This is a genomic window from Colwellia sp. PAMC 21821 (assembly GCF_002077175.1).
In the GTDB taxonomy this organism is placed as follows: Bacteria; Pseudomonadota; Gammaproteobacteria; order Enterobacterales; family Alteromonadaceae; genus Cognaticolwellia.
The window spans coordinates 1,897,709-1,924,443 of sequence record NZ_CP014943.1; the positions used below are offsets into that span (position 1 = coordinate 1,897,709).

Annotated in this window: 18 protein-coding genes; 14 read left to right on the forward strand and 4 right to left on the reverse strand. The window is 38.3% G+C overall.

All coding sequences use genetic code 11. The features are described from left to right. Positions 1 to 82: 82 nt before the first annotated feature. The 3 genes from A3Q33_RS08030 to A3Q33_RS08040 form a co-directional block, all read right to left on the reverse strand. On the reverse strand, positions 83 to 697 hold the full coding sequence (locus A3Q33_RS08030) for a YjaG family protein (RefSeq protein ID WP_081179498.1): 615 nt from the start codon (positions 695 to 697) through the stop codon (positions 83 to 85). 207 nt (positions 698 to 904) lie between these two features. After that, on the reverse strand, positions 905 to 2,791 hold the full coding sequence (locus A3Q33_RS08035; protein WP_081179499.1) for a coiled-coil domain-containing protein: 1,887 nt from the start codon (positions 2,789 to 2,791) through the stop codon (positions 905 to 907). Between the two features lie 186 nt (positions 2,792 to 2,977). Then, positions 2,978 to 3,742 (reverse strand): SapC family protein, encoded by a 765-nt coding sequence (locus A3Q33_RS08040; protein ID WP_081179500.1) that lies wholly within the window; start codon positions 3,740 to 3,742, stop codon positions 2,978 to 2,980. 194 nt (positions 3,743 to 3,936) lie between these two features. Between A3Q33_RS08040 and A3Q33_RS08045 the strand changes: the two genes are divergently transcribed. The 12 genes from A3Q33_RS08045 to katG all read left to right on the forward strand — a co-directional run bounded on the left by A3Q33_RS08045 (position 3,937) and on the right by katG (position 17,599). Beyond that, positions 3,937 to 4,245 (forward strand): hypothetical protein, encoded by a 309-nt coding sequence (locus A3Q33_RS08045; RefSeq protein ID WP_081179501.1) that lies wholly within the window; start codon positions 3,937 to 3,939, stop codon positions 4,243 to 4,245. Between the two features lie 337 nt (positions 4,246 to 4,582). Continuing rightward, positions 4,583 to 5,911, forward strand: coding sequence for a sigma-54-dependent transcriptional regulator (locus tag A3Q33_RS08050; protein WP_081179502.1), 1,329 nt, complete (start codon positions 4,583 to 4,585; stop codon positions 5,909 to 5,911). A gap of 54 nt (positions 5,912 to 5,965) precedes the next feature. Next, on the forward strand, positions 5,966 to 6,175 hold the full coding sequence (locus A3Q33_RS08055; RefSeq protein ID WP_081179503.1) for a histidine kinase: 210 nt from the start codon (positions 5,966 to 5,968) through the stop codon (positions 6,173 to 6,175). A 71-nt stretch (positions 6,176 to 6,246) separates the two neighbouring features. Then, a complete protein-coding gene (locus A3Q33_RS08060) occupies positions 6,247 to 7,728 on the forward strand; it encodes a sensor histidine kinase (RefSeq protein WP_081182417.1) in 1,482 nt (493 codons plus the stop codon). After that, the gene (locus A3Q33_RS08065) at positions 7,715 to 8,167 is read left to right on the forward strand and encodes a response regulator (RefSeq protein ID WP_081179504.1); all 453 of its coding nucleotides are present in this window, start codon (positions 7,715 to 7,717) and stop codon (positions 8,165 to 8,167) included. The genes A3Q33_RS08060 and A3Q33_RS08065 overlap by 14 nt, the downstream gene beginning before the upstream one ends. A 30-nt stretch (positions 8,168 to 8,197) precedes the next feature. Next, positions 8,198 to 10,180 carry an ATP-binding response regulator gene (locus A3Q33_RS08070; protein ID WP_081179505.1) on the forward strand — a complete coding sequence of 661 codons (1,983 nt, stop codon included), beginning with the start codon at positions 8,198 to 8,200 and terminating at the stop codon, positions 10,178 to 10,180. A 344-nt stretch (positions 10,181 to 10,524) separates the two neighbouring features. After that, the gene (locus A3Q33_RS08075; protein WP_081179506.1) at positions 10,525 to 10,953 is read left to right on the forward strand and encodes a hemerythrin domain-containing protein; all 429 of its coding nucleotides are present in this window, start codon (positions 10,525 to 10,527) and stop codon (positions 10,951 to 10,953) included. Positions 10,954 to 11,063: 110 nt separating this feature from the next. After that, positions 11,064 to 11,963, forward strand: coding sequence for a phospholipase A (locus A3Q33_RS08080; RefSeq protein ID WP_081182420.1), 900 nt, complete (start codon positions 11,064 to 11,066; stop codon positions 11,961 to 11,963). Positions 11,964 to 12,021: 58 nt separating this feature from the next. Further along, positions 12,022 to 13,635 (forward strand): diacylglycerol kinase family protein, encoded by a 1,614-nt coding sequence (locus tag A3Q33_RS08085; protein ID WP_081179507.1) that lies wholly within the window; start codon positions 12,022 to 12,024, stop codon positions 13,633 to 13,635. A gap of 358 nt (positions 13,636 to 13,993) precedes the next feature. After that, on the forward strand, positions 13,994 to 14,965 hold the full coding sequence (locus A3Q33_RS08090; protein WP_081179508.1) for a mechanosensitive ion channel family protein: 972 nt from the start codon (positions 13,994 to 13,996) through the stop codon (positions 14,963 to 14,965). 86 nt (positions 14,966 to 15,051) lie between these two features. Then, positions 15,052 to 15,201, forward strand: coding sequence for an entericidin A/B family lipoprotein (locus A3Q33_RS08095; RefSeq protein WP_081179509.1), 150 nt, complete (start codon positions 15,052 to 15,054; stop codon positions 15,199 to 15,201). A 226-nt stretch (positions 15,202 to 15,427) separates the two neighbouring features. Continuing rightward, a complete protein-coding gene (katG, locus tag A3Q33_RS08100; RefSeq protein WP_081179510.1) occupies positions 15,428 to 17,599 on the forward strand; it encodes a catalase/peroxidase HPI in 2,172 nt (723 codons plus the stop codon). A 226-nt stretch (positions 17,600 to 17,825) separates the two neighbouring features. Here katG and A3Q33_RS08105 read toward each other — a convergent pair whose 3' ends face one another. Continuing rightward, the gene (locus tag A3Q33_RS08105) at positions 17,826 to 19,142 is read right to left on the reverse strand and encodes a DUF2254 domain-containing protein (protein ID WP_081179511.1); all 1,317 of its coding nucleotides are present in this window, start codon (positions 19,140 to 19,142) and stop codon (positions 17,826 to 17,828) included. Between the two features lie 568 nt (positions 19,143 to 19,710). Here A3Q33_RS08105 and A3Q33_RS08110 point away from each other — a divergent pair. Then, entirely contained in the window at positions 19,711 to 21,795 is a 2,085-nt protein-coding gene (locus A3Q33_RS08110) for a S8 family peptidase (RefSeq protein ID WP_081179512.1), read from the forward strand. A gap of 224 nt (positions 21,796 to 22,019) precedes the next feature. Further along, the gene (locus A3Q33_RS08115) at positions 22,020 to 26,573 is read left to right on the forward strand and encodes a hybrid sensor histidine kinase/response regulator (protein ID WP_081179513.1); all 4,554 of its coding nucleotides are present in this window, start codon (positions 22,020 to 22,022) and stop codon (positions 26,571 to 26,573) included. The last annotated feature ends 162 nt before the right edge of the window (positions 26,574 to 26,735 follow it).

The window sequence follows — 26,735 nt, forward strand, 5'->3', positions numbered from 1 at the left end:
AACTTATGACGAGTAAATATATCCACTACATAACGCCAAACCACAAAAATTTACATTAACATTGGAATAATATTTTTTGGTATTAAGCGTTAATTTCAATACCTAAATTTGATAAGCCTTCTTCAAGCACCATAGCTTTTGCTTTTACACAACTCGCTTTGTTCTCACTGGCAGAGGATAAGAAGTCAAATAGCTCATTTTGCGTGGCAACTTCCCATTGCATTAAAGGGTGTTCAGCAATTTGTTGTGGCTCAATCACTATTTCATCTTCTTCAGGCGTGATTTCGTCAATTTGCTGGGCTAAGCTCAGCTCAACATAATAGCTAACGCTGTTTTCTGACAATTTACTGACGTTAATAAAGCCATCACTTTCGGGGTCTTGCATCGCTTGAAACAATGACATCAATGCCATAGCACTATCAAGCGCAGGAAAAACGCCTAAAAAGTCAAAAGCATCTGGATCAGGTACTTGCTCTTCAAGTTTAGTTATTTGGGCATCGTAATTAATTTTGCAACGATTCGCTTTATCTAGCCATTGCCAAATAAGGTCTAGTTGATTTCTCAATACCTTATAATCACCAAACTCGACATGCTCAGCGAACATTTGATAATTAGGTAACATGCGCTCAAGTAACGCCGCACAAAATGCCACCTGTTGCCATTGACTTAATTTATTTAAAGGTAGGTGAATCGCCACGTATAGTCTCATTATCAATGATAAAAAATAGAGAGGTATTATATACCCAAGTGACTTAAAGATGCGAGTTTCATAGTCTTAAAGCGTTATGCTCTGGGTATATTTTAATTGAGGGTGTTATCTAACAAACAGAGACATCAAGGGGCATATTCCCCCCCCAGAGGTGTTTATTACTACCATATACAACAATCCGACAAAGCTAGCCGTTTACTTGCTTATTTTAGCCAACTGCTTTTGTGCATATTCAAAGCGCAAACGGTACTCAGTTAATTTATCTTCTAGCTCATTAACTTGTTGTACAAGCTTGCGATTTAGCTCAGTATTTTCATCACGAAGATACTTAATTGTTTCGCGTGCTTTGTTGTATTCTACTTCTTGTTTTCCTTTACTTTCTTGATGCAAAAGCCTATTTTTCGCCGTTCTTGCTCTGTCAGCGGCTAATTCGGCTTCCACAGCCGTTAGTAGCTGCTGCTTTTCATTTAAACCATGCTCAATTTTAGCTAAATTTTCTGTAACGGTTGCATGTGCAAGCTGTAACTCAGAGAGTTTAGTTGATTCAGTCGCTAATAAAGCAATTTTGCTTTCAAGTTGATGAGTTAACTCTGTCGCCGTTTTATCAACTTGTCGCTGCAATTCAGAAAGCGCGGCATTGTTATCGGCTAAAGCTTTCTGATGCCCGGTCACTATTTGATTATGGTTTTCATTTTGTTTTTCAATAGCTTGTTTAAATTTAAGCTGTTCATTTTCAACCTGTTGTTCAAGCCTACTAATTTGTTCAACTTGCGCTTGGGTTGTCTGATCCAGATTTGTTATGCTTTGTTGAGCACTCTTATGCTCAATGGCAATGGTTGCCAACTCGTTTGTTAACTCTGTAATTTTCTGTTTTTGCTGCCCATAGGTATTATTATACTCATATTCAGCTTGCACAAGCGCTTCTTCTAGCGAGGTTTTTTCTTCACTAAGTTTAGATGTTATTGCTTGCTCTTTTTCTACTTGTATCTCTAATGTCTTAACCGTATCAAGCACTTGTAATTGCTGCTTATTAACTGCTTTGAGCTCGCCTTTAACATCGCTAAGCTCATTCTCAAGGGTCTGCTTGTGACGCTCAGCATCATGCATTTGTTTAATTATTTGCTCATTATCATCAGACGATTGTTTTAAAATTTGCGTATTTTTTTCTTGTTCATTAAGCCACTTATCATTAATTTTCTGTTTTTGCGTTTCATACTGTTGTTGAGCAACAATGCCATTTTGCTCTATTTGTGCAATAGTTTGCTCTAAATGCTTATTTTTTGCTGTTAGGTCAGTATTTTCGTGTTCTTTGTGGGTTATATTTTCTTGCTGCTGATCTAATAATGTTTGCTTGGCTTCAATGTCTGCTTGTAAATCCGAAACTTTTGCATTCAATAGTCCAGCCTGTTGCTGCTCATGCGTCAACTGCTCATTACTTGATAATAATTTATGCTCTTGCTCAGCTTTTAAATACTCAAGTTCGCTCGACACTTGGTCAAATTTAAGCTGTAAATCTGAATATTGTTGATTTTGAACCGCTAAGGTGGCCGCTTTTGCCTTGTCGTTCTTGGCTAAAGCTTCTTTTTCTGTTGCTAAATCTTTGAGTTGTTTAGTCGCATTTTCTGCTTCAAAACCCACTTCTTTTAATAATTGTTGCTGTTGGCTGTTTTCTTGATTAAGCGTTGAGACTTGTTTCGATAGCTGCGAATTTTCAGCAAGCTTATCTTTGAGAACTTGTTCTGAGTCGGTTAATTTTGCACTATTAAGATTTTCTGCGTTGGAGAGATCTTCTTGAAGTTTTGCTAATTGGCTTTGCTGAGATATTTGTTCTGCTTTTAGCGCGGCTAGCTCAGCATTATTGTCTTCGAGGCTTTTATTAGCTTGCGACTGTTCAGATTTATGTTGTTCTTTAAGTGCAGTAAAGAGTGGATGTGTGGTAATAATTTCAGGGGTAATTTCAATATTATCGCTGTAACTGGTCAAAAGTGCTGTGATTTTATCTTCAATTTGTAAATAAATATCACCCGCTAAGTTTTGGATGTTTTCTTCAATATCACTTGGTAATTTTTTCTGAACAGTCATACGGTATATATCCCTAACCCTACATCAATTAAACAACGTCAGCCAAAATCATCCTAGCAGACGTTTAATTTATATTCATCAATTAATACCGATCGGATCAAATATTATACAAAAAGTCATAAAATACTAAATTTAAGACAAAAAAAAGGACCTACCGGTCCTTTTTAAATATCAGTTACTTAACCATTATTTTTCGGCTTCAGCAGTTACAGGTGCAAAACGAATAGCGCTTACTTTTGCCGCAGATTCACTTTGATTACGTAATTGTGCTAAACGATTTACTTGGCCTATAGAGCCTAACATTGCGTGAATTGGAATAAATAAACCACGCTTGTGGAAATCAAGCACTTGTTCGTCACTTAATGCTTGAACTTTTTTCTCGTCAACGCTGTATAAGCCAACAAGCTTCTTAGTTTCACCTGAAGCAAAATTAACATTTAGTTCAAGCTCTAACAATAAATCGTTATCAAGTAATTCTTTTATGAATTTTTCGTTCATAACTTCATTATCGTATAAACGACCTAAAGAATCTTGTACACCTTTAAAGAATTCTGTGTCATTGCCTTCGGCGTCAAACAACTCATGCTCTTTATCTTCACCAACAAATTTGCTGTCTAGATCAACACATGCGGTTAATGTCTTTTCTTTTTCAGGGTCTAAACCTAAAGAAAAAGGAGACATTGAAATACTTTGCGGAACATATACTGCTTGCCAAGAGTCTTCTTTATGGTATAAATTTTCACCAGCTTCTAAACCTAGCATAACAACACTACGGTAACGCTCTGTGCCTTGGTCTTTAACAAGTACAATAGGGTAACTTGTTGCCGCTTGAGAATACTCAGGCGCGGTAATTGGTGCAATATGCTGATTAGATACGTTTGATAAATCACGCTTAGCGGCGATTTTAACTTTCTGATGAGTTTCTTTTTTAATCGGGGTAATGTTAGCCATGAATAAGGTCTCTTTTTACTGCGTCTTTAATCGTTGTCGTTTTCGACACATGTTGTGTTGTGATAATAGTAATGGAGACGTGTGTTGAAGCTTTCAATGGTATAATTAAAATTATCTTCAGATAATTTTAATTATACTCAAGCTATTTCATCATGATCATGAGTTAAATTCATTTAATAACAGAAAGTTAACATATGAAAATTACAAAGTATCTTTACGCTACAGTAATTATTATTAGCCCGGTTATTTGGGCTTCACCAAAAATAGCCGTGACTTTTGGCGAGTCAAATGGTTTTGTCCGTGTACAAATTAAAAACGAAACATTTGAACCCTTAGCCTGTTATGTCGCGATTGATGGTCATAAAGTTAAATTTCAGCTTCAAGTGAAGTCAACCTCCCGCTGGATTAGCGCTACTGACAAACGCTTTAACTACCAAAACTTTAGCACTTGGTGTGACTATCTAGAAATTCATCCTAAATATAAAGCTTATCAAGTGTATTGAGTTTTATTCTCAATACACTTGAGCGATCACGGTTCAACATAACTATTGACTAATTTCGGAACAGTAAAAGCGGCTACATTTGATTTCCTGCCTCAGTCAACGAAGATATTATCAACAATTGAAGCTGTCAATTTACTGCCATCTGACTGTTCAACTTAGTCATTTTCGATGTGCTGGAATATACACCTGCATGGGGATTATCCTTTTCTTAATTTAATTACCCTCGTTTTAAATACAACAGTGAAAATTAAATAAATTTATGATGCTTCAGTTATTTGTTATGATCTATTTACTATGAATAAACGTAGTATGGATTACGTTTGCAAAGGAAAAAAATATGCTACAAGTACTGTTGGTTGATGACGACTCTGAATTTACTGAAGTCGCATGCCAGATAATAGAATTTCTTGGTCATGATGTTTGTGTAGCATCGAATCTTAAAGAAGCTGAAGAATGGCTTAATCAACAGAAATTTGATCATGTTTTACTCGACTTTATGTTGCCCGACGGTAGTGGTCTACACCTTATCGATTTTTTGAAACAAAATCACCTCAGCCCCCATGTTACCTTGATTACTGGCCATCCTTCCGTTAAAGGCATGCTTGCAGGGTTGTGTGGCCCTAAAGTTAGCTACATTGTTAAACCATTACAACGTGAAGATATAGAAGCTACACTTAATATAAACAGTAAAAAACCAAAGAATAACAATAGTAAAATGCCAACACTGCATTTTGGTTGCCTCGTCGGTGAGTCAAAGCCTATGCAAGAGCTATACACTATGATTGAACGCGTTGCTAAAACATCGGCTAATGTTATGTTAATGGGTGAAAGTGGCGTCGGCAAAGAAGTCGTAGCCAACGCGATACACGCATCTACTGGCGCAACTGACCCTATTATTGCGACCAACTGTGGTGCTTTATCAAAAGATTTGATTAGTAGTGAACTCTTCGGTCACGAAAAAGGTGCTTTCACAGGCGCTGTAGCGCGTAAAGAAGGAGTGTTTGTTCGAGCTGGCAGCGGTACACTTTTTCTTGATGAGATAACCGAAATGCCGATCGATATGCAGCCAAATTTATTGCGGGTGCTAGAAAATAAGCGCGTTATTCCTGTTGGCGGCACGCAAGAGATTGAAGTTAATTGCCGAGTGGTATCTGCCACGAACAGAACAATGGCAGAGCTAGCCGAGGGTAAAGTGATTCGTGAAGATGTTTACTACCGCTTAGCGGTTTTTCCAATCAATATTCCACCTCTTAGCGAAAGAAAAGAAGATATTCCACTACTGGCAGAAGTATTTTTACAACAGCTTAACAATGAAAACAACGCCACGTTTAAGTGGACACAAGAGCAACTAGATATTTTGAAAAACAATAGTTGGCCAGGTAATATTAGGGAACTTAGACACGCTATTCATCGTGCATTTATCATGAGTGACCCAACAAACCAAAGCATTCAATTACCCACTAATTTTATCTCGCCGTTTGCCTCAGCGGCTAACACGTCATCAGCCGTAGCTGCCGGACAAACTATTGAAGATCTTGAAAAAGAGCTCATTCGTGTCACCCTTGATAAAGTCGATGGTAACAAAACTCAAGCGGCTGAAATGCTGGGCATTAGCACCAAAACACTGTACAACAGGTTACATGCTTATGGTGACTTTTCCGCTTAACTCCAGAGCAAGTAAAATAGCTTTTATCGACTAAATTCTCATGAGGAAGTGAAAATGAATCAGAAAGAAAGTGATATTAATCAATTAATACATGATACCCGAGCTCCTCTGAATAGAATTTCTATGCAAGCAGAATTGATCAAAATGGTAATTGAAAACGATATGCCTAAAGAAAAAGCACTCGCGGCTGTTAATAAAATTATTGTGGCTTGTCAAGATTGTAGTAATAGTCTGCAAGACGTTGCTGATTTTGCTCAGCGATAATGAAAAGTATTCTAATGCAAGCTCTGAATAAATTGACTTTGGCGGTATTGCCTAACCGAAAAGCCAAAGTTATGCCCATTAAAATACTTTTTGAAAACTCTGTGTTTAGTTGGGTCGTCATTACAACCATCATTGTTTTCATAATAATAATCAACGGCTTTTTAGCAATGAAAACCATTGAAGACTTATCAGCTACGCAAAGCAGTTTATATAATACCAGCGACGTTATTGGTGAATTAGACGATTTACATAATGTGGTGTTAATGGCTGAAACCGGCCAACGTGGATATTTACTTACCGAAATACCAGAGTATTTAACCCCGTACGAAAATGCATTAGATCGTTTAAGTGAGCAACTTAATGACATAGAAAAATTAGACTCTGAAGTCCCAGGGCAAAAAAAGCGAATAGAATCTCTCATCGTACTTGTTGAGCAAAAAATAATAGAATTAATACACACCGTTGAATTAGCGCAAGCGAATGAAGAAAAACATGCACTAAAACAGGTAATGTCAGGTAGAGGTCGCAATTTATACAAAGAGTTGAGAGCACAACTAGAAAATATAAAATTGCTTGAAATAAACTACCGTAACACTTTGTTTGCTATACTTGCCACGGTAGAACGTGAAGCAAAAGTCACTTTTGGTATTTCAGGCATCACTAGCACTTTACTACTACTAGGTTTGGCATTTTTCGCTCGATTGAATTCCAAAGGTGAAGTAAAATATCGCCTGCAACTTGAGCAGCAAAATGATATATTAGCGGAAAAAGTCGCCATGCGTACCAAAGAACTCACACTGTATTCAGATGAACTATCGCGCAGTAACCGTGAGTTAGAAGACTTTGCTTTTGTTGCCTCGCACGACTTACAAGAACCCTTGCGAAAAATTCGCGCTTTTGGTGATCGACTGCAAACAAATTACGCGCAATTATTAGATGAAAAAGGCGCTGACTACATTAACAGAATGAAAAATGCAGCAGAACGGATGTCGAACCTGATCAACGATTTACTCGAATTCTCTCGCATTTCAACTCGTGGAAAGCCCTTTACAAACGTGCATTTACAGCAGGTTATTACAAGCACTATTGAAGATCTCGAAATCAGTATAGAAGAATCTGATGCACAAATACAACTAGCTGACTTACCTGTAATTAATGCTGATTCAAGCCAAATGAATCACCTTTTCATTAACTTAATATCTAATGCTATTAAGTTTCGCCGAGCCGATGTTAAGCCATTAATTGACATAAACTATTGCCAAGAGCAAATAGCACTAGAGCAATGGCATATTATTACCGTGAAAGACAATGGTATTGGCTTCGAACAGGAGTTTGCCGACAAAATATTTGTCCCATTTCAGCGATTGCATGCCAGAACAGAATATAAAGGTACTGGTATTGGTTTAGCAATCTGCAGAAGAATAGTAGAACGACATGGTGGTAATATTTCAGCAACCAGTGTATTGGGTGAAGGAACACGATTCAGGATAGAAATTCCTGTTAATAACACACTAATTAACTTAATCAGAGATAATACTAATGCTCAGCAATAAAGCTAAACCTTTCACCATTTTGATGGCTGATGACGATGAAGATGATCGTATGCTGACCCAAGATGCCCTACAAGAAAGTAAAGTACGTAACACGTTATATTGTGTAAAAGACGGTGTAGAGTTACTTGAATACCTTAGAAGAGAAGGGAAATACACGGATCCAGCATGCTCACCAAGACCTGGGTTAATTCTCCTTGATTTAAACATGCCAAGAAAAGACGGTCGAGAAGCACTGAAAGAAATTAAGGCAGATGCAGAATTACATAATATACCCGTAGTTATACTCACCACCTCAGGGCAAGAAGAAGATAAAATTAAAGGCTATAATTTAGGTGCAGCTTCTTACATCACTAAACCAGTTAATTTTGAAGGATTAGTTGAACTCATGAAAGCACTGGGAAAGTATTGGATAGAGTTTGTTGAATTACCCCATGAATAATTCACTACACCGATAATTAGCATGGATAATATGTCTAAAAAATTCGCCCGAGTATTGCTTGTTGAAGATGACGAGGATGACTATATTCTTACTAGTGATCACCTCAGTCAGCTAGAATCGCATAGCTTTGAAATTGACTGGGTAACCAACCCCAATGAAGCACTTGAGCAACTCAATCTTGGCAAGCATGATATTTGTCTCCTCGATTATCAGCTCGGTGCTTACAATGGTCTAACCGTGTTAGAAAAAGCTTCAAAAAGCGGCTGTATAATTCCAATTATTATGCTGACAGGGCAATCAGACGACACTCTCGATCAGTCTGCACTTGCTGCTGGCGCAGTTGATTATCTTGTAAAAGGAGATATTACTACATCAAGATTTGCCCGTGCGATAAGATATGCTTTAGCACGACAAGAGATTGAAAATGAACGGGTTGAACGGATAAACGCCGAAACACAAAATCAATCAAAAGACAGATTTCTCGCTCATCTCAGCCATGAACTTCGCACACCTTTAACTTCAATACTTGGCTATACCGAAATATTACTCAACGGCAATAAAGCACCAAATGCAGAATCTGAACTCAATATAATTTTAAATAATGGCCAACATTTGCTTGGCCTGCTTAACAATGTACTCGATTTATCAAAAATAGCGGTTGGTAAACTCGAATATAACTTTTGCAAAATTAACTTAGATAGTTTTATTGCTGATATTTTTTGCTTGATGCAAGTACATGCTGCAGATAAAGCGCTAAAATTAGTCATGCGAGGACAAGACCCACTGCCGTTGGTAATACACTCAGATCCTTTACGCCTTCGCCAAGTGCTAATTAACTTAATTCATAATGGCATTAAATTTACCGAGCAAGGTCAAGTCGAATTAACCCTTTGGACTGAATTAATTGATAATAAAGAAATACTAAGTTTTAAAGTCTCAGATAACGGCCAAGGTATTCCCGAGGATATGTTAGATAATATATTTAAACCTTTTGAGCAGGTTGAAGATTATATATCACGAAAAGAGCAAGGAGCTGGTTTGGGTTTATCAATTTGTGCTGAATTGATTAAACATATGGGTGGTACGATTCAAGTTCAATCTCTATTGAACAAAGGCAGTGACTTTACCTTTTCCATAGACCCCGGCAATATTGCTGGTCAAGAACGAGCTTTACTTGATTTTGAGCAAGAGCACTCATTAAGTGAAAACCTTTCACTTGCAAAGTTGCGGGGGCACGTATTAGTTGTTGACGATATTGATGATATTCGTCTGCTGATAGGTCGTATCTGTCAATCTTTTGGCCTAAAAGTTACCTATGCTTCTAATGGTATACAAGCAATCGAAAAATTCAAATTGGCGAGTTCCCAAGGCTGGTGCTTCGATCTCGCTCTTATGGATATACACATGCCAAAATTGGATGGTAAACGAGCGATAAAAGAACTGAAAGCTTTAGGTTTTGACCAACCAATTCTGGCGGTGACGGCTGCAACGATGAAAGGTGTAAAGCAAGAATTGTTAACCCTTGGTTTTAATCAGATAGTTGCTAAACCAATAAACAAAACCGAACTACACCAAAACTTGGCAAACTATCTCAAGCTTGAAAATCCAGCTAAAGCAACACTAGCACAACCAAGTTTAATAACTGACAACAAACTCAACTCAAAAGAGCAAAGCACGCAACGAATTATTGTAGTAGAAGATGATGCAGACGCCGCTGATGTTACTGTTCTATTGCTTAAATCTCTAGGGATTGAAGCAGTAAAAGCCCAAACAGCAAAGCAATGCCAAGATTTGCTCAAAAATGAGCGTAATTGGACTAAAATATTACTAGATCTGCACCTACCTGACGCCAACGGCCTAGATTTAGCCTCTAGCATTAAACAATCTCATCCTGATATAACCTTAATATTGGTAAGTGGTGCAACCGTAACGGAACAGAAGTTAAGACAAGCAGGAATAGATAAAGCCATATTAAAACCGATTAATATCGAGATCCTTAAGAGTCTAAGATAGCTCTTCGATTTTACTCCCTTTGTTACCCGCTATACCCTAAAATAATTACTCGGTAACGTGTAATTATTTCTATCAGCTAAAAAACCTCAATTGACCTCATTATCACATAGAAAATTAAACACTAAAAAACAACAGCTTAAAAAAATTTGAATATTGGTATGCATCTAGCTTATATATAACTAACTAATTCAGAACTGATCGAATAATGCATTAACAAGGTAAAGTTACTAATTTGTAAAACCGCTTGTTTATCCAATAAATTTTTTATTATCGACAAGTGATCTATTCAATAACTTTATAAGTATATGTAATTGTGAGAACGATCAGTTAAAAGAGGTACTACTATGGATATTTTTGCCGCGTTAAGCAGTGATCATGAAAAACAACGATTATTAATGAAACTGTTAGTTGACACTTCTGGCGATTCAGCAAGTCGTCGAGATTTCTTTATCGATTTAAAATTTCAGCTGAAACAACATTCGATTGCCGAAGAGCGTCATTTTTACATGCCTTTAATGAGACTTGATGCAACTATAGAGCTTGCAAGACATGCAATTGCTGAACATCACGACATTGACGAATTTATTGCCAAGTTAGAAGAAACAGATATGGACTCGCCTGTTTGGTTAAAAACAATGAAAGCATTACAGCATAAAGTACTGCATCATTTGGCAGAAGAAGAAAGAGAATTTTTTCAGCTCGCTGGGAAAAAATTGACTGCTACACAAAAAACAGAATTAGCAACACAATACCAAGCAGAGATGGCCCGTTGATTAAAAAATTTAAAGGAATTACGTCTTGTCTACCTATTAAAGAGCAACAAGGCAAAAGTGGCATAGCAAATTTAATACAGGTTTTTTCTAATAACCTAAATCTGAAAACTATGCTGACTCGGTCAAAAAAACTACTGATATCAAGTGCTTTTATTGTCAGTTTTAACATCAGTGCAGAGCCTGAAAATACAAGTTCAGTCCTTACGTCGATATTCGACCAACGGTCAGACTCTGTTAGTCAGGCCATGTCTAACCCCTTTGCTTTCTCTCAACATAGATTAAACTATATATTACCATTTACCTATGTAAGTGATCCTAATACGCTCAGTGCCAGCGGATTAAATACTGAAAACGTTGATCACCTTGAAGCTAAATACCAAATTAGCGTTAAATTACCGATATACCAAAAAGATAACAGTACGTCGGGCTTATATTTCGGTTTTACCGCTGTTTCATACTGGCAAGTATACAATAGTGAAGCATCGAAACCGTTTAGAGAGACCAACTACGAACCTGAGTTATTCTATTCTTGGAGAAATGAACTTACCTTAGCTGGTTTTAAATTCAATCAAATACGTGTTGGCATGAGTCATCAGTCGAATGGACAAAGTGATTTGCGCTCGCGAAGTTGGAATAGACTATTTGCATCCGCTATGTTTAGCGATAGAGATTCGTTTTACCACATTAAAGCTTGGTACCGAATTAAAGAAGATGAAAAAACTGATCCCTTTGATTCAACGGGTGACGATAACCCAGATATCACCACATTTATGGGCCATACTGAATTTGGTTATGGTACAAAACTTGGCGAATTCAATGTCATGGCACTAGTCAGAAATAACCTAAAAACCAGTGATAACAAAGGTAGCGTTGAGTTAAATCTTTCTTACCCAGTCAGTGCAAGATATGACATTTTACTGCAATACTTTAATGGCTACGGTGATTCCTTAGTAGATTATAACCGTCATCAGCAACGTATCGGTTTTGGCATTCAATTAAAATTTATCTAATGAAAACGAGTTGATTAACTAACTCAACTCAATAAACAATCGAAAATAGGAGTAGTCCATGTTTATCGTTAAATATTATCTTGGCGCAGCCATGTTATCTTTTGCGGCAATATTACTCAGTAACGATATATATTTTAACGTCATTTTTGCTTGGATTGGATTATCTTTATCCTTAGTAAGCCTAGCTTATATTTTCGATTTACCTTGGATTTTTAGAAAAAAAACTAATGGCACTATTCCTTTTTATATCCGATGGATTTTTATTCCTTTTCTATTGGGAACTCAACTTTACAACGCTTGGGCCCGAAAACATGACAAGGTTCCTGCTATTCAAAAAATTGAGCAAAACCTGTTTTTAGCGTGCCGGTTATTTCCGTCAGACATAGATTACTTAAGAACAGTAGGCGTATCGGCTATATTAGACGTAACAGCTGAATTTGATGGCCTTGATTGGACTGCTGAAAATGAAGAACTAGATTATTTTAATTTACCGGTTTTAGATCATAAAAGCCCAAAGTCTCACGATCTACTCAAAGCCATTAATTGGATCGAAAATCATATTTCAAAATCTAATGCAGTGGTTATTCATTGTGCTTTAGGTCGAGGCAGATCGGTGTTGGTTATGGCAGCTTATTTGTTGAGTAAAAATAAATCACTCACCGTTGCCCAAGCATTAGAAAAAATACAGGGCATACGCTCTACCGCTGGGTTAAATAAAGCCCAATTGCGATCGCTTGTACAATTTAAAAAAGACGATTTATTTAACTTACAGCAACCGATATGGATCATTGCTAATCCGGTCTCTGGCGGAGGGAAATGGCCCGAGCATAAAGCAGAAGTTATTGAACGCTTATCACCCTATTTTGTTATACATATTTTAGAGACTTCAAAAGAAGTTTCCGCAGCTGATTTAACGCAGAAAGCCATAAAAAATAACGCTAAAACCATTATCGCCTGTGGTGGTGATGGTACATTGACTGAAGTGGCAGGTGAACTAGTACAAACTGAAATAATTATGGGGATTTTACCTATGGGTACAGCTAATGCGCTGGCACATGTACTTTTTGGTTTCAGTACCAAATTAATACCTCTTAGCATAGCTTGTGATGCAATTATTGAGGGAAAAGCTACAAAAATTGATAGTGCGAAGTGCAACGATAACTTAATGCTACTGCTAGCGGGGTTAGGTTTTGAAAACAAAATGATCACCAGTGCAGACAGAGCACAGAAAGATGTCGGTGGTCAATTCGCCTACCTACAAGCATTGTGGCAAGCGATTAATAAAAATGAAATATTAACGTTAGAAATTCAAATTGATGATTTGCCGGTTAAAACTATTGAAACAACGAGTCTAGTTATTGCAAATGCCGCTCCTTTTACCACTATATTAGCGCAAGGTGGAGGTGAGCCAAATATTAAAGATGGCTTACTCGATGTTACTTGGATACCGCCTCAACCGGATATGACCGATAGTGTGCTTAGCTTGGCAGAATTAGCCATTTCAGGTCTATCTGAAGAAGCTAGCCCGATGCAGAGTGAACACATACGCGCTAAGAAAATAGCCATAAATGCTAAGCATGAACTTGAGTATGTTATCGATGGTGAAGTTTTCTCTGCAAGTAGTTTACACATTGAAATTATGCCGAAGTCATTAAATATTCTCAGCAACTAACGTACCCGTAACATCATGCTTCTGATTTGCGTTTAAATTTACTTCGGACAAAGACAATATTGCAGTCATGACATATGACTCTGTAATATTTACATGCTTCAGTAACAAGTACTGCCACAAAAAAATACAAGCAATTGTTTTAAAACGGCTTTATTGGTGGCACAACTCTTGATTGTAGTTTTGTACTAGTTTAACAATTACATCACATTAAAACAGGTAACCAATGAATAATATCATGATACCAATTGAATCAGACGATGATGACATTCAATAAGATGTTATTAGTATGCATAAATTACTTAAGGCCAATTGAAGTAACTACAGCTAAAAACGTAAACCAAGATATATAAGGATAAAAGTGAAGTTAATAGAATTAGATAAATTTTGGCCACTAATTAATGAAAAACTGCAAACCTGGTTTGAAGCAGGGATTCAACATCTTCCTAATATAGTTGTGGCCATTTTCATCGCGATTGTATTTTCTATTCTCGCGAGAATTGTCGGAAAAGTTACGCAAAGAGTATTACGTAAAGCTCTAGATTCTAAGCAAATAGCTGATTTGCTGTCATCGATTATAAAAGTTTTAGTGTTACTCTCAGGTATATTCGTCGCATTAGATTTTCTCGGTTTACAAGGCACAGTAACTTCACTATTAGCCGGTGCCGGTATTATAGGTCTCGCCATAGGCTTTGCATTCCAAGACATGACCGAAAATCTGATTGCAGGCATTGCCATGGGCATCAGAAAACCATTTCAAATAGGTGATATTGTTAAAGCAGAAGATATTTTTGGTACCGTAAAAACCATTAATTTACGTAATACGCTAGTAGAGACATTTTTCGGTCAATTAGAAGTTATTCCTAACAAAATACTCTTTAGGAATGTATTAACCAATTACACAATTAATGGCATCAGACGGTTAGAAATTCCGGTAGGTATCTCTTATGCGGATGATCCTGAGGTAGCCGCTGAAGTTATTGTAGCAGCGCTTAACCAATGCGACTTTATTATCAAACAAGAAGAAACTGCCGTTTTCGCTGAAAGTTTTGCAGAGAGTAGTATCAATTTACTAGTTTGGTTTTGGATAGAATATCCTGGAGAAACAGGGTTTATGAAAGCTAGGCATGAAGCGATAGTAAAAATTAAATCATCTTTAGAGCAGGCTGACATATTAATACCATTTCCGATTAGAACGTTGGACTTTGGTGCTAAAGGTGGTGAGAAACTAAATACTATGCTGAGCCAAAAAGATGTTCAAAAGAGCAGTGCAAAAACTGCTGATGATAACAGCGGTGAAAGTTCAACTGATAACAATAGTAAAAGTGCTTAATTGCGCCATACTCTACTAAAGATAAAAGAACGCTACTATAATATTTTTTAATCACGACAAGTTAACAACCCAAAAAGGAACGCAAAATGAAAGCTAAAACATACTATGCAAACATAAAATCAATATTAACTGTATTGTTACTCAGCACCGCTTTAGGTGCCTGTGCCACGATTGAAGGCGCTGGAGAAGATATCGAAAGTGCAGGTGATGCCGTACAGGATGCTGCTGATGGCTAAAGCTAGACTCAACAAAACTACTTAACTGAAATTACAGCGCCAATTAATCACTGGCGCTTTTAGTTTACTAGTTTCCAATTTAGCTGAAACTTTGACTATCAATGTAGGTCTACTCGATTAGGTCTTTCAACAGTTACTTTTATATCAACCTGCTCGCGTTAAGTAACTGTATCGCACTTTACTATAATCTAAGATATACGTAGCAATTTATCCAAGGAAATTGAATATGAATGATAAGAAAAGCACGGGTGGTAAATGCCCTGTAATGCACGGTGGTGCTACTGAAAGCTCGATGACAAACATGGAATGGTGGCCGAAAGCTTTAAACCTAGATATTCTTCATCAGCATGACCGTAAAACTAACCCGATGGATGCGGATTTTGATTACCGAGAAGCAGTTAAAAGTCTCGACATAGCTGCACTCAACAAAGATTTACACGAACTAATGACTAATAGCCAAGACTGGTGGCCTGCTGATTGGGGGCATTATGGCGGCTTGATGATCCGATTGAGTTGGCATGCAGCAGGTACCTATCGAACCGCTGATGGTCGAGGTGGTGCAGCAACCGGTAATCAACGTTTTACACCAATAAACTCTTGGCCTGACAATGCAAATTTAGACAAAGCACGCCGCTTACTTTGGCCGATCAAAAAGAAATATGGCAACCAACTAAGCTGGGCAGATTTGATTTCGTATGCCGGCACCATCGCATATGCATCTATGGGCTTAAAAACTTTTGGTTTCGCATTTGGCCGTGAAGATATTTGGCATCCAGAAAAAGACACTTACTGGGGTTCTGAAAAAGAATGGCTGGCGCCAAGCGACAGCGAAAACAGCCGTTATTCTGGTGAACGCGATTTAGAAAATCCATTAGCCTCAGTAATGATGGGATTGATTTACGTTAACCCTGAAGGCGTAGATGGTAAGCCCGACCCACTTAAAACTGCTTACGACATACGTGTTACCTTTGAGCGTATGGCGATGAACGATGAAGAAACAGTTGCGCTAACAGCAGGTGGTCACACAGTAGGTAAATGTCATGGTAACGGCGATGCGTCGAAACTCGGCAGAGAACCAGCCGCCGCAGATATTTCAGAACAAGGTACCGGTTGGAATAACAAAACTGAACGTGGTATTGGTCGTGATACGGTAACAAGTGGTATTGAAGGTGCATGGACAACTTATCCTACTCAATGGGATAACGGTTATTTCTCTATGCTACTTAAACACGAGTGGGAACTGAAAAAGAGTCCTGCAGGTGCTTGGCAGTGGCAACCCGTTGACATTAAAGAGGAAGACAAACCTGTTGATGTTGAAGACCCGTCAATTCGTACCACGCCAATAATGACTGATGCGGATATGGCCATGAAAATGGACCCTGCTTATCGTGAGATTTCTGAACGATTCTTTAATGATCCAGCATATTTTTCCGATGTTTTCGCACGAGCATGGTTTAAATTAACCCATCGCGATATGGGGCCAAAAGCCCGCTACATTGGTTCAGATGTACCGCAAGAAGATCTTATTTGGCAAGATCCAGTCCCCGCAGGTATGACTGATTATAATGTTCAATCAGTAAAAAATAAAATAGTTGCCAGTGGTCTAAGTATCAGCGATATGGTTGCCACAGCTTGGGACAGCGCTAGAACTTATCGCCATTCCGATAAACGTGGTGGTGCTAACGGCGCTCGAATTCGCCTTGCGCCGCAGAAAGATTGGCAAGGCAACGAACCTGCTCGCTTGAATAAAGTACTATCAACACTTGAGGGTATTGCACACACCAGTGGTGTAAGCATTGCTGATGTTATCGTATTAGCGGGTAATATTGGCATTGAGCAGGCAGCAAAAGCTGCAGGCGTTGAAGTAGTAGTTCCTTTTTCCCCAGGACGAGGAGATACGACTGATGAGTTAACTGATGTTGACTCTTTCGAAGTACTCGAACCACAACATGATGCTTATCGTAACTGGCTCAAAGCTGATTATAAAGTTAGCGCTGAAGAGTTAATGTTAGACCGCACACAGTTAATGGGCTTAACCGCTCATGAAATGACCGTGTTAATTGGTGGTATGCGTATGTTGGATACTAACTACAATGGCACTAAGCATGGGGTATTCACAGATAGTGAAGGTGTATTGTCGAACGACTATTTTGTGAACTTAACTGACATGAACTATAAGTGGGTGCCTGTGGGCGATAACTTATATGAAATTCGTGAACGAAAGTCAGATCAAGTCAAATGGACAGCGACACGCGTTGATCTTGTTTTTGGTTCAAACTCTATTCTTCGTGCTTACAGCGAAGTTTATGCGCAAGATGATAACAAAGAAAAGTTTGTTCACGATTTTGTCGCCGCATGGGCGAAAGTTATGAACGCTGATCGTTTCGATTTAGCATAGTTTTTTACTAGCATTGAAGTCTAATAACCTTTGCGTCGCCGTAACATCGACGCAGGGGTTTTATACCAATATCACTAATAATCAAATCATTTATTCAGATATGAAAACACTCTTTCCTTTGACATACCCTCTATATAAAAACCATTAATCCATTGATCTTTAATGCACAATTACCGAACCTCACTATCTAAAGTTAACTAAAACTAACTAAAATGTATCTTAAACACTAAACCAATTTAGTATTGTGGGTAATTTTATTTATTCGGCGCAATAACTCAGTGTTATCTTCATCGCTCAATGATTGTTTAGCTTGTTGTTGCTCAATCATTCTTGTCTGCGCTTGCACAAAACTATGATGTTCTGCTGTTTTAGCTTGAGTTTCGAGAACATGTAAGGAATCTAGCATCTGGATAGTAACCGCGAGGTTCGTTTCACACTCCTGCCTTATTTGGTCAAAGGCCGCATCTGCTATATCAGTAAAAGTTAACGATTTACATACCAATCGCGGTACGCCATCAATAAAAATATTGGTATAAGGAAATGTTTTACCCGCTAAACTACACAACACTGAGCTGAGTTTGTCGATGCAGGTTATTGCGGTATATGGGTCATTAATACCTGGTGACAATGCTCTTAAGGCAATTTCTACTAATTGGTGTACCGCAAATTCAGGATCTTGCACCGGTGTTCTGCAGGCTCCAAAAACAATATGCTTGATAATGCTTTCACTTATATCTTGTTTAACCTTATCACTGCCATAAACCGTGGCAATAGTTGAATTTTTAACAACAAAATCACCTGCTGAATAATGCAGCTGAATAGTACAGTGCGATTTCGAAGCTAAAGTAAGTAAACTTTCTTTATCGATAAGTTGTAGGTAACCACTTGAAGGTGCCGAAACTTCAAGCTGTTGCGTGCCTCTATTTTTCTCAAATGCTAAAACACCTTCACGGGTTAAATTTTCATTCGAAATTTCTGGAAATAATTTCCCTATAATTTCTTGTAATTCACAATACACACCATCAATAACCACATCTGCCTGAATAGATTGGGCAACATGATGAATAAAGTAAATCAGGATCCAAACACTAAAACAGGTCATAGCAATAGCAACAGCTAGTGTTATTCCGGGTTGAAAGGCATAAGGCGCTTTAAAGCTGATGGCACAAAATATAGCGATACAAAAGAGAAAAGTGGCAATAAAGCTACCCAGGACAAACTGCGTGCCTTTGTCCATCATAAAGTTGCGCATTAAGCGCGGCCCAAATTGTGAAGAAGCTAGCGTTAATGAAACTATGGTGATTGAAAAGGCAATGCTGGTTACCGTGATCATAGCGCCCGCTATAGTCCCTAATAATGAGCGAACGGCCGTTACATCTGTAGTATATAAGAACGATAAAGCCCCCTGTTTATCCTGCATGTGAGTTACGTCTATGTATATGGTGCCAGCAGCTAATAATAGAGAGAAAATCATCATTAAACTTGGTATAAACCAAAAGCTGGATTGAATTTTTTCAAACAAAGGGGCTAATTTAATATTCATATTTAATACCTGTTTCCATGGTGAATAGTTATCAGCCAAAATCGTTTTACTACCATACGTTGACCACTATTTTTTTGTTATTGAGAATATACCCAGTTTAGCCCGACCGATAAACATTTAATAATAAAAACATATTTTACAAAATGTTTTAACTTGCCTAGATTTTAATACTAAAAAATTTATTATCTCATACTGCTCTCTACATCAGTTTATCCAAGCGAACGTCTATCTTCTCTTCAAGTGTAAGTATTAGCATGATAAAACAATACGCCTACTTATTCTCTGGAGGGTAATGCATTTCACAAAGCAATAGTTCAGCTCATATGTAACACATGCATTATATTAAAAAAAATGAATGTTAATTTTGAATCAAACATTCATTGGTTACATTCATTAATTTCAATTACGACGAGTCATTTATTTCACATTTAAATTAAATCCTATTAAAACAACAAGTTAAATTCTGGCACGACCATTGCTATATCATCGTTAGTGTTAATACGTGACTGGGTAATCTTTAGCATAAGAACACTACCTGGGAAAACATACAAATTTAGGTAATTTATATATGATAAAGAGATTTAACAAAAAGCATGCAATATTGTTGACGAGCTTGTTGAGCATATCAACATTGCCATTTGCAGCACATAGTGCTGGAAGTCTATTAGCTGGTATTTTAGACCCTGTAGTTGAAGTACTAGCGCCAGTTATCGAGCGTAATAACGAAGTTATCATTCAAGGTGATAATGTATTAGGCCTTAAAAAAATTATTGGTGACGTAGGTGGGCTTATAACGCATGAATTATCATTAATAAACGGGATTGCTGTAAAAGTTAGTGATACAGAGTTAGCCGCCTTAAATTTACTTAATGGCGTAATTACTATAACTAAAAACGAAGCTGTTTTTAGCGCCAGTGCGCTTGATAACTGTAAAGTTTACGGTAGTCATGTAGTTGAAATGTCGGCGAATAAAATTCGTTGGAATATCTATAATGCTAAAGAACAACAAGTAAACTTTAACCAAATGACCTTCAATTGGCCATTAGCATTAGGCAATATACGCACCGTTAAAATCAACGGCACCGCTGTATTTGCTAATGTTACTGCAGAGCAAAATGGTGAATTAGTGCTTGATGCAGCAGATATCCCTGCCACTGCGTTTTTAGGTTCTTATGAAGATGCTACCGTTGAATTGGCATTTACCAATAATGGTACTGATAGTTACAAACAAAACGACTTCTCTATGGGTGTAGGTTTTGCTGAAAATTGTGACCGTAAACTTGTAAAAGGCTACGAAACACAAAGCATTGATGGTGATAGTAACACTTATTACGTAAATTCTATCGGCGCCGATGCTTTGCACAATCAGGGCATTACCGGTAAAAATGTTACTGTAGCGGTAATCGACAGTGGACTTTGGGCTGCCAACAGTGCATTAAGCCGTAATACCTCTAATAAATCTCGAATCAAAGCAGCATACGACGCTATAAACGATACTGAAGTACAACCTAGTAAAATGACTGATGAAAATATTCACGGTACTCACGTTACTGGCATAATTGCCAACAGTAAAAGAGCCGTTGAACATGGACAAACGAGTAGCCACTACCAAGGTGTAGCGCCTGACGCTAACTTAGTGGTTGTAAAAGCTATTTATGAAGACGGTCACAGTACATACGCTGACGCTATTCGTGGCTTACAGTACATTGCGGATAATCACAAAGCGTTAAATATTCGCGTAGTCAACCTGTCATTTGGCGCACAACCGCGTTCAAGCTACTGGGAAGATCCACTTAACCAAGCAGTAATGGCATTATGGGAAAAAGACATTGTTGTCGTTACATCGGTAGGTAATACCGGTCCAAGTGCAATGACGGTAGGCGTACCAGCTAATGTACCTTATGTTATTAGTGTAGGTGGAATCAGTGATAACAATACTTTAGACACTAGTGATGACAAAATGCTTTCATTTTCATCGCAAGGTCCAACGCATGACGCTTTTATCAAACCAGATTTAGTTGCGCCAGGTGGTCATATGTTTAGTTTAGGTAATTCAGAGATGTATACCGCCGCTAAATTTCCACAGTATTTAATGGCTAAAGATCGCTATATGATGTCAGGAACTTCACAATCTTCAGGTGTGGTAACAGGTATAGTTGCATTAATGCTGCAGAACAACCCAAACCTTAGTGCTAATGATGTTAAGTGTAGACTTATCACTAGTACTACTATGGCCCAATTGGAAGACGGTAAGCTTGCATATAGTCCATTTCAACAAGGTGCTGGTAGCGTTAATGCGGTAAAAGCGGTTGAGTCAACACAAACGGGTTGCGCTAATAACGGAATGAACATAACAGCTGATTTGAGTGGTGACCAACACTACATGGGAGCAGCTCGCGAAGACACTGATGGTAACTACTATATTGAAGGCTACGACTTTGAAGTTTGGGAAGAAGGCTTTATCTGGCGTGAAGGCTTTATCTGGCGTGAAGGTTTTATCTGGCGTGAAGGTTTTATCTGGCGTGAAGCGTTAAATACTGAAGGCTTCATATGGCGTGAAGGTACGACTTGGAGCGAAAATTTCGTTGAAAACGAAGGATTTATTTGGCGAGAAGCACAAATTGTTCAAGAAAGCTTTTCGATTCAAGAATAAATAATAACGTAAAAATATGACCCCGCTTCACTTAAAGTTGTAGCGGGTTTTTTATTTCAAGCGTGTATATCCTTGAAATGACTTTCCATACATTAACTTCCCCCCTCGTAAATAGTTAATACTTACTACAAACTCATAGGTAATTCTCTAAGTAAGTCTAAAGTTTGGAGTTTTACACGCTTTGAGTTAGTCTATTTACAGATTAAAATATATGTAATTAAAGTATGCTCAAAACCACTGTTTGCTCCCTACTATTCTTTTTTGTTCTTTGTTTTAAGCTGCACGCTGAAACCAAGGCAAATTTCATCTTTTCTTCTGCAACACTTAATCAGCAACTTTCTCAAAAAACTATTCGGCAAGTATTTCAAGATAGTACTGGCTATTTATGGGTAGTAACCCAAGAAGGCGTAGCTCGATACGATGGTTATGAACTGATTAAATTTGTTCATGATCCTCGCAAGTACAACTCCATAAGCTCAGATAATGTTCGTGCGATAATTGAAGATAACAAAAATCGTTTATGGATAGCCACGGACGGTGGTGGATTAAACCTATTTGATGCAGCAACGCAAAGTTTTACTGCCTGGCAAAGCAATACTACTTCTCAAGCCTTACCTTTATCTAATCGTATAATGAGTATGATGTTAGATGAAAATGGCGATATTTGGCTAGGTTACAATAGCGGTAATTTTAGCCGCTTTCAGCCCGACACCATGACTTTTGAACATTTCAACACACAAGACTTAATCCCAGAACTCAATAAAGAAGCATTTATAACCTCTTTTGTAGAAGAAACCAACTTCATCTGGCTCGCCACTGATGGCAATGGATTGTTAAAACTAAATAAAAAAAATAAGCAATTAGTACGCATGCATACTGGCTCTGTTTCACCCTTTTTTAGCGATCGCTTAAGTAGTCTATTTATAGATGTGCAACAAAGGCTTTGGGTAACTAGCGTAGACGCAGGTGTGGCAGTAGCCGATCCACAAAGGTTAAGGTTTACATCTTGGCAACATCAAGAAAATCAGAAGTCTAGCGTCCCTGCTAATCACGTTTACACCGTATTTCAAGATAAGCAACAACGCATTTGGATAGGCACTGAACAAGGCGTGGCTATTTGGAACGGCAGAAACAATTTTGATACATTTAATACTGATAATGGCCTAAGCAATAATTTGGTTTTATCAATATTACAAGACCCATCTGGGTTAATGTGGTTTGGCACTTATAATGGTTTAAGCAAAAGCTCTGAGGTGCCTTTTAAACATATAGATTCTGGATTAGCGAATAATACTATTTTAGGCTTTGCTGAAACAAAATCCTCAAGTGGGGAAGTAGCAATTTGGGTAGCAACTTATGGTGGTTTAACGCGCTTAAACAGCGATGGCAATGTACAACAAATTATTAACAAAGACAGTGTTCCGGCATTAAGCGATGCACGGGTGATGACCGTGCGAGGTGATGGTAATACGCTATGGTTTGGTACTCGAGGGGGAGGGCTAAGTAAGCTAGATGTTGACACACAGCAAATCACTAATTATATAAATGACCCTGACAATCCCCACAGTTTAAGCTTTAACAGCGTAATTAGTATATTCCAAGACGAAGCCGGCAACATATGGATCGGCACATTTGGTGGAGGTTTGAATTACTTGCCTGTGGGCAGTGATAAATTTATCCACTACCGTAATGATGAAAATAACCCACGAAGCATCAATAGTGATTATGTGCTTGCAGTATATCAACTGCTCAACGGAAAAATCGTTGTTGGTACTACCGTTGGAATTAATCTGCTCGATCCTGTTAACTTAGACTTTGACCACATTGAGCATCAACCAGATAACGTTGATAGTTTATCTGCACCAATGGCATGGGCTTTTTATCAAGACTCTATGGCCCAGTTGTGGGTCGGAACTCAAGGTGGAGGGCTAAATAAATGGCTGCCAAAGGACTTTAATGCACTAAACAATAGTTTCACACACTTCGATAGCTTAAGTGGATTGCCTAGCAGCCATATTTACTCTATTCAGGACGATGATAATGGCAACCTTTGGTTGAGTAGCACCGCAGGATTAACAAGATTTAACAAACAATCAGGAAAATTAAGGCATTTTGATAGCTACCAAGGCTTAAAGGAAAGTGATTTCAACTTTGGCGCAGGTTTCAAAGATAGTAACGGGAATATGTACTTTGGCGGCAATGCTGGCGTAGTGCGTTTTCATCCTAACGATATTAAAGATAACCAAGTTGTACCACCGGTAGTGTTAGTTCGAGTAAAAAAACTCAACGAACAAGTATGGTTCGATGTACCGTATGACGACCTTAAAGCTTTAGAACTAGATTACAAAGACTACTTTATTTCTTTCGAATTCGCTGCCCTCGATTATAACGCCCCTGGTTTAAATCAATATCGGTACAAATTAGATGGGCTAGATTCAGATTGGATCGAATTAGAGAATAGGCGTTTAGCAACATTTACTAACTTACCTTCGGGCGACTTTACCCTTAGAGCACAAGCCAGCAATAACCAAGGTTTATGGAATACTACCGGTATTTCACTGCCCATTACGGTATTGCCGCCACCATGGAAAACCGTTTGGGCATATAGTTTGTATACCCTTGTAGTCATTTTAATTTTGCTCTATTTCATTTGGCGATATAGACAAAAACGCTTACTTGAGTTGCAACAACTCATCAAATTAGAAGCAACCGTAGAAGAACGCACTAAAGACCTTCGACTTGCTAACGTTCAGCTTGAAATCAGCATGCAAGAAACTGAAAAAGCCCGACAAATTGCCGAACAAGCGAGTAAAGAAAAAAGCGATTTCTTAGCGATCATGAGTCATGAAATTCGAACACCGATGAACGGTGTGTTAGGTATGACAGAAGTGTTACTTAGCTCAGACCTTAAACCTAAACAACAACATTTTGCACAATTGGTTTATCGTTCAGGTCGTTTATTACTAGATTTACTCAATAACATTTTAGATTTTTCTAAATTAGAAGCTGGTAAAGCAACATTAGAGTCAGTGCCAACCGACCTAGAAGCACTCGTTGAAGAAGTGTGTGATTTATTTAGTGAGTCTGCATTTAACAAGGGCATTCATGTTAATGCTATTTTATCGCCCGAACCATTACCTCTCGTTTATGCTGACCCGGCTAGATTACGCCAAATTATTGCAAACTTAACCAGTAATGCGATTAAGTTTACTGAGCGTGGTGAAGTTAATGTCAGTGTTAAGCGCGTTGTATGCTATCAACCGCATGAAACTCAGCTAAGCGACACAGCACAATACAATGGCTTTGAAATCAGTATAAAAGATACCGGTATTGGTATGGCGCCAGATCGCCAACAAAAAGTATTTGAAATGTTTACCCAAGCTGATGCATCTACCACCAGAAAATATGGCGGTACAGGGTTGGGTTTAGCTATTTGTAGACAGTTAACAACATTAATGGGTGGTAACATTGGCGTGCAATCGAATTTAGGCGAGGGCAGCCGCTTTAGTCTCGAAGTCGATTTACCCATTGTAGGAAACCCAGTTATTGAACATGAACCCATGGCTGATTGCCCAACAGTGCACTTAGTAAGCCTTAACGGTGGTTTAGGTACAGCAGTTGCTAATATGTTGCTCAAGTTAGGAATAAAAGCAGTTCATGTACAACGGGTAAATGCACAGTTAGCCTCAGCCAAAAATGGTTTGTGGATCAGCCTATCAGAGCACGAAGCTGCAATTAAACATGCGAGCATTCCCCTTGAGCGCTGGATTTGCTTGTTACCTTCATCACAATGGCAAGAGAACGACCAACGTAATATCTTGCCATTGCCGGTGCATTTTAGTGGTTTACGCAATAGTTTATATGGCGCCTTAGGAATTGAAAGCGCTGAACAAAAATCAGGTACCGACGATCACCGTAACCATCAAACATTTAACGCTAATATTTTAGTGGCAGAAGACAGCCTAACGAATCAAGAAGTGGCAAAAAGCATGTTAGGTATGTTGGGTTGTGAAGCTTGGTTAGCTGACAACGGTGCGGAAGCGGTTGAGCAAGTAAACTTAAAACAGCCTGATCTGGTGTTAATGGATTGCCAAATGCCTATTATGGACGGATACAAAGCAACAGCAGAGATAAGAAAAAACTGGCCAGATATTCCTATTGTTGCACTGACAGCTGGCATGGGCGACGACCTGCGCCAACAGTGTCTTGAATCAGGCATGAATGGCGTTATGACTAAGCCGTTTTCGTTACGAGAACTTGAGCAAACACTCCTAAAATACTTAGCCGTGTCGAGCCTCCCTTTAGCCAATGACCATGATAATACAGCTGATCCGAGGATAGAAATAGAGCCTACTCCAAAAGCTAACGCTGGTGTTAGCGAGCTAATAAGCGCTGAAGATATTGAAAGTGATGAAGACGAAACTGTGTTAATTGACATGGCAGCTGTCGATACGCTTTTGAGAATTAGTAAAGGTACCGGCAACCCTGTATTTAATCGTGTATTAGACGGGTTTATCCAGGAGGCTAATAAGTTAATTCAACAGTTACTAGCAGAGACAGAAAGTGCTGAGGTAGATTTACATCAAATAGCAGAAATTGCCCATGCGCTTAGTTCAATGTCTGGAAACTCTGGCGCTATAGCGTTATATAAATTATGCAAAGATTTAGAAACATCAATAAAACAAAATCAAGCGAAAGATATAGTGAGCATAGCGCAAACCATACAAGCGACTTATCTAACGAGTTGTGCGGAATTAGAGGCATTTAGAATAGCTTAACTGATGCTAATTATTCATTAACTGCACTGTTTATAAGCAAGAAAATCGGCAAATAGTGCAGTAGTCTACAGCTTTAATCTTTGGCAATGTCGAATATTAGTTGTTGATATAGATTAGTCGTTAACTTCAGCGCAAGGAGCTTAATCCCTGGGCTGAAGTATA

Excerpts from the sequence above, each read along its gene's own strand:
- A3Q33_RS08110 (WP_081179512.1), top strand. The coding sequence starts at position 19,711 with ATGATAAAGAGATTTAACAAAAAGCATGCAATATTGTTGACGAGCTTG.
- A3Q33_RS08060 (WP_081182417.1), top strand. The coding sequence starts at position 6,247 with ATGCCCATTAAAATACTTTTTGAAAACTCTGTGTTTAGTTGGGTCGTC.
- A3Q33_RS08075 (WP_081179506.1), top strand. The coding sequence starts at position 10,525 with ATGGATATTTTTGCCGCGTTAAGCAGTGATCATGAAAAACAACGATTA.
- A3Q33_RS08050 (WP_081179502.1), top strand. The coding sequence starts at position 4,583 with ATGCTACAAGTACTGTTGGTTGATGACGACTCTGAATTTACTGAAGTC.
- A3Q33_RS08070 (WP_081179505.1), top strand. The coding sequence starts at position 8,198 with ATGTCTAAAAAATTCGCCCGAGTATTGCTTGTTGAAGATGACGAGGAT.
- A3Q33_RS08040 (WP_081179500.1), bottom strand. The coding sequence starts at position 3,742 with ATGGCTAACATTACCCCGATTAAAAAAGAAACTCATCAGAAAGTTAAA.
- katG (WP_081179510.1), top strand. The coding sequence starts at position 15,428 with ATGAATGATAAGAAAAGCACGGGTGGTAAATGCCCTGTAATGCACGGT.
- A3Q33_RS08080 (WP_081182420.1), top strand. The coding sequence starts at position 11,064 with ATGCTGACTCGGTCAAAAAAACTACTGATATCAAGTGCTTTTATTGTC.
- A3Q33_RS08065 (WP_081179504.1), top strand. The coding sequence starts at position 7,715 with ATGCTCAGCAATAAAGCTAAACCTTTCACCATTTTGATGGCTGATGAC.
- A3Q33_RS08055 (WP_081179503.1), top strand. The coding sequence starts at position 5,966 with ATGAATCAGAAAGAAAGTGATATTAATCAATTAATACATGATACCCGA.
- A3Q33_RS08035 (WP_081179499.1), bottom strand. The coding sequence starts at position 2,791 with ATGACTGTTCAGAAAAAATTACCAAGTGATATTGAAGAAAACATCCAA.
- A3Q33_RS08045 (WP_081179501.1), top strand. The coding sequence starts at position 3,937 with ATGAAAATTACAAAGTATCTTTACGCTACAGTAATTATTATTAGCCCG.
- A3Q33_RS08095 (WP_081179509.1), top strand. The coding sequence starts at position 15,052 with ATGAAAGCTAAAACATACTATGCAAACATAAAATCAATATTAACTGTA.
- A3Q33_RS08105 (WP_081179511.1), bottom strand. The coding sequence starts at position 19,142 with ATGAATATTAAATTAGCCCCTTTGTTTGAAAAAATTCAATCCAGCTTT.
- A3Q33_RS08115 (WP_081179513.1), top strand. The coding sequence starts at position 22,020 with ATGCTCAAAACCACTGTTTGCTCCCTACTATTCTTTTTTGTTCTTTGT.
- A3Q33_RS08085 (WP_081179507.1), top strand. The coding sequence starts at position 12,022 with ATGTTTATCGTTAAATATTATCTTGGCGCAGCCATGTTATCTTTTGCG.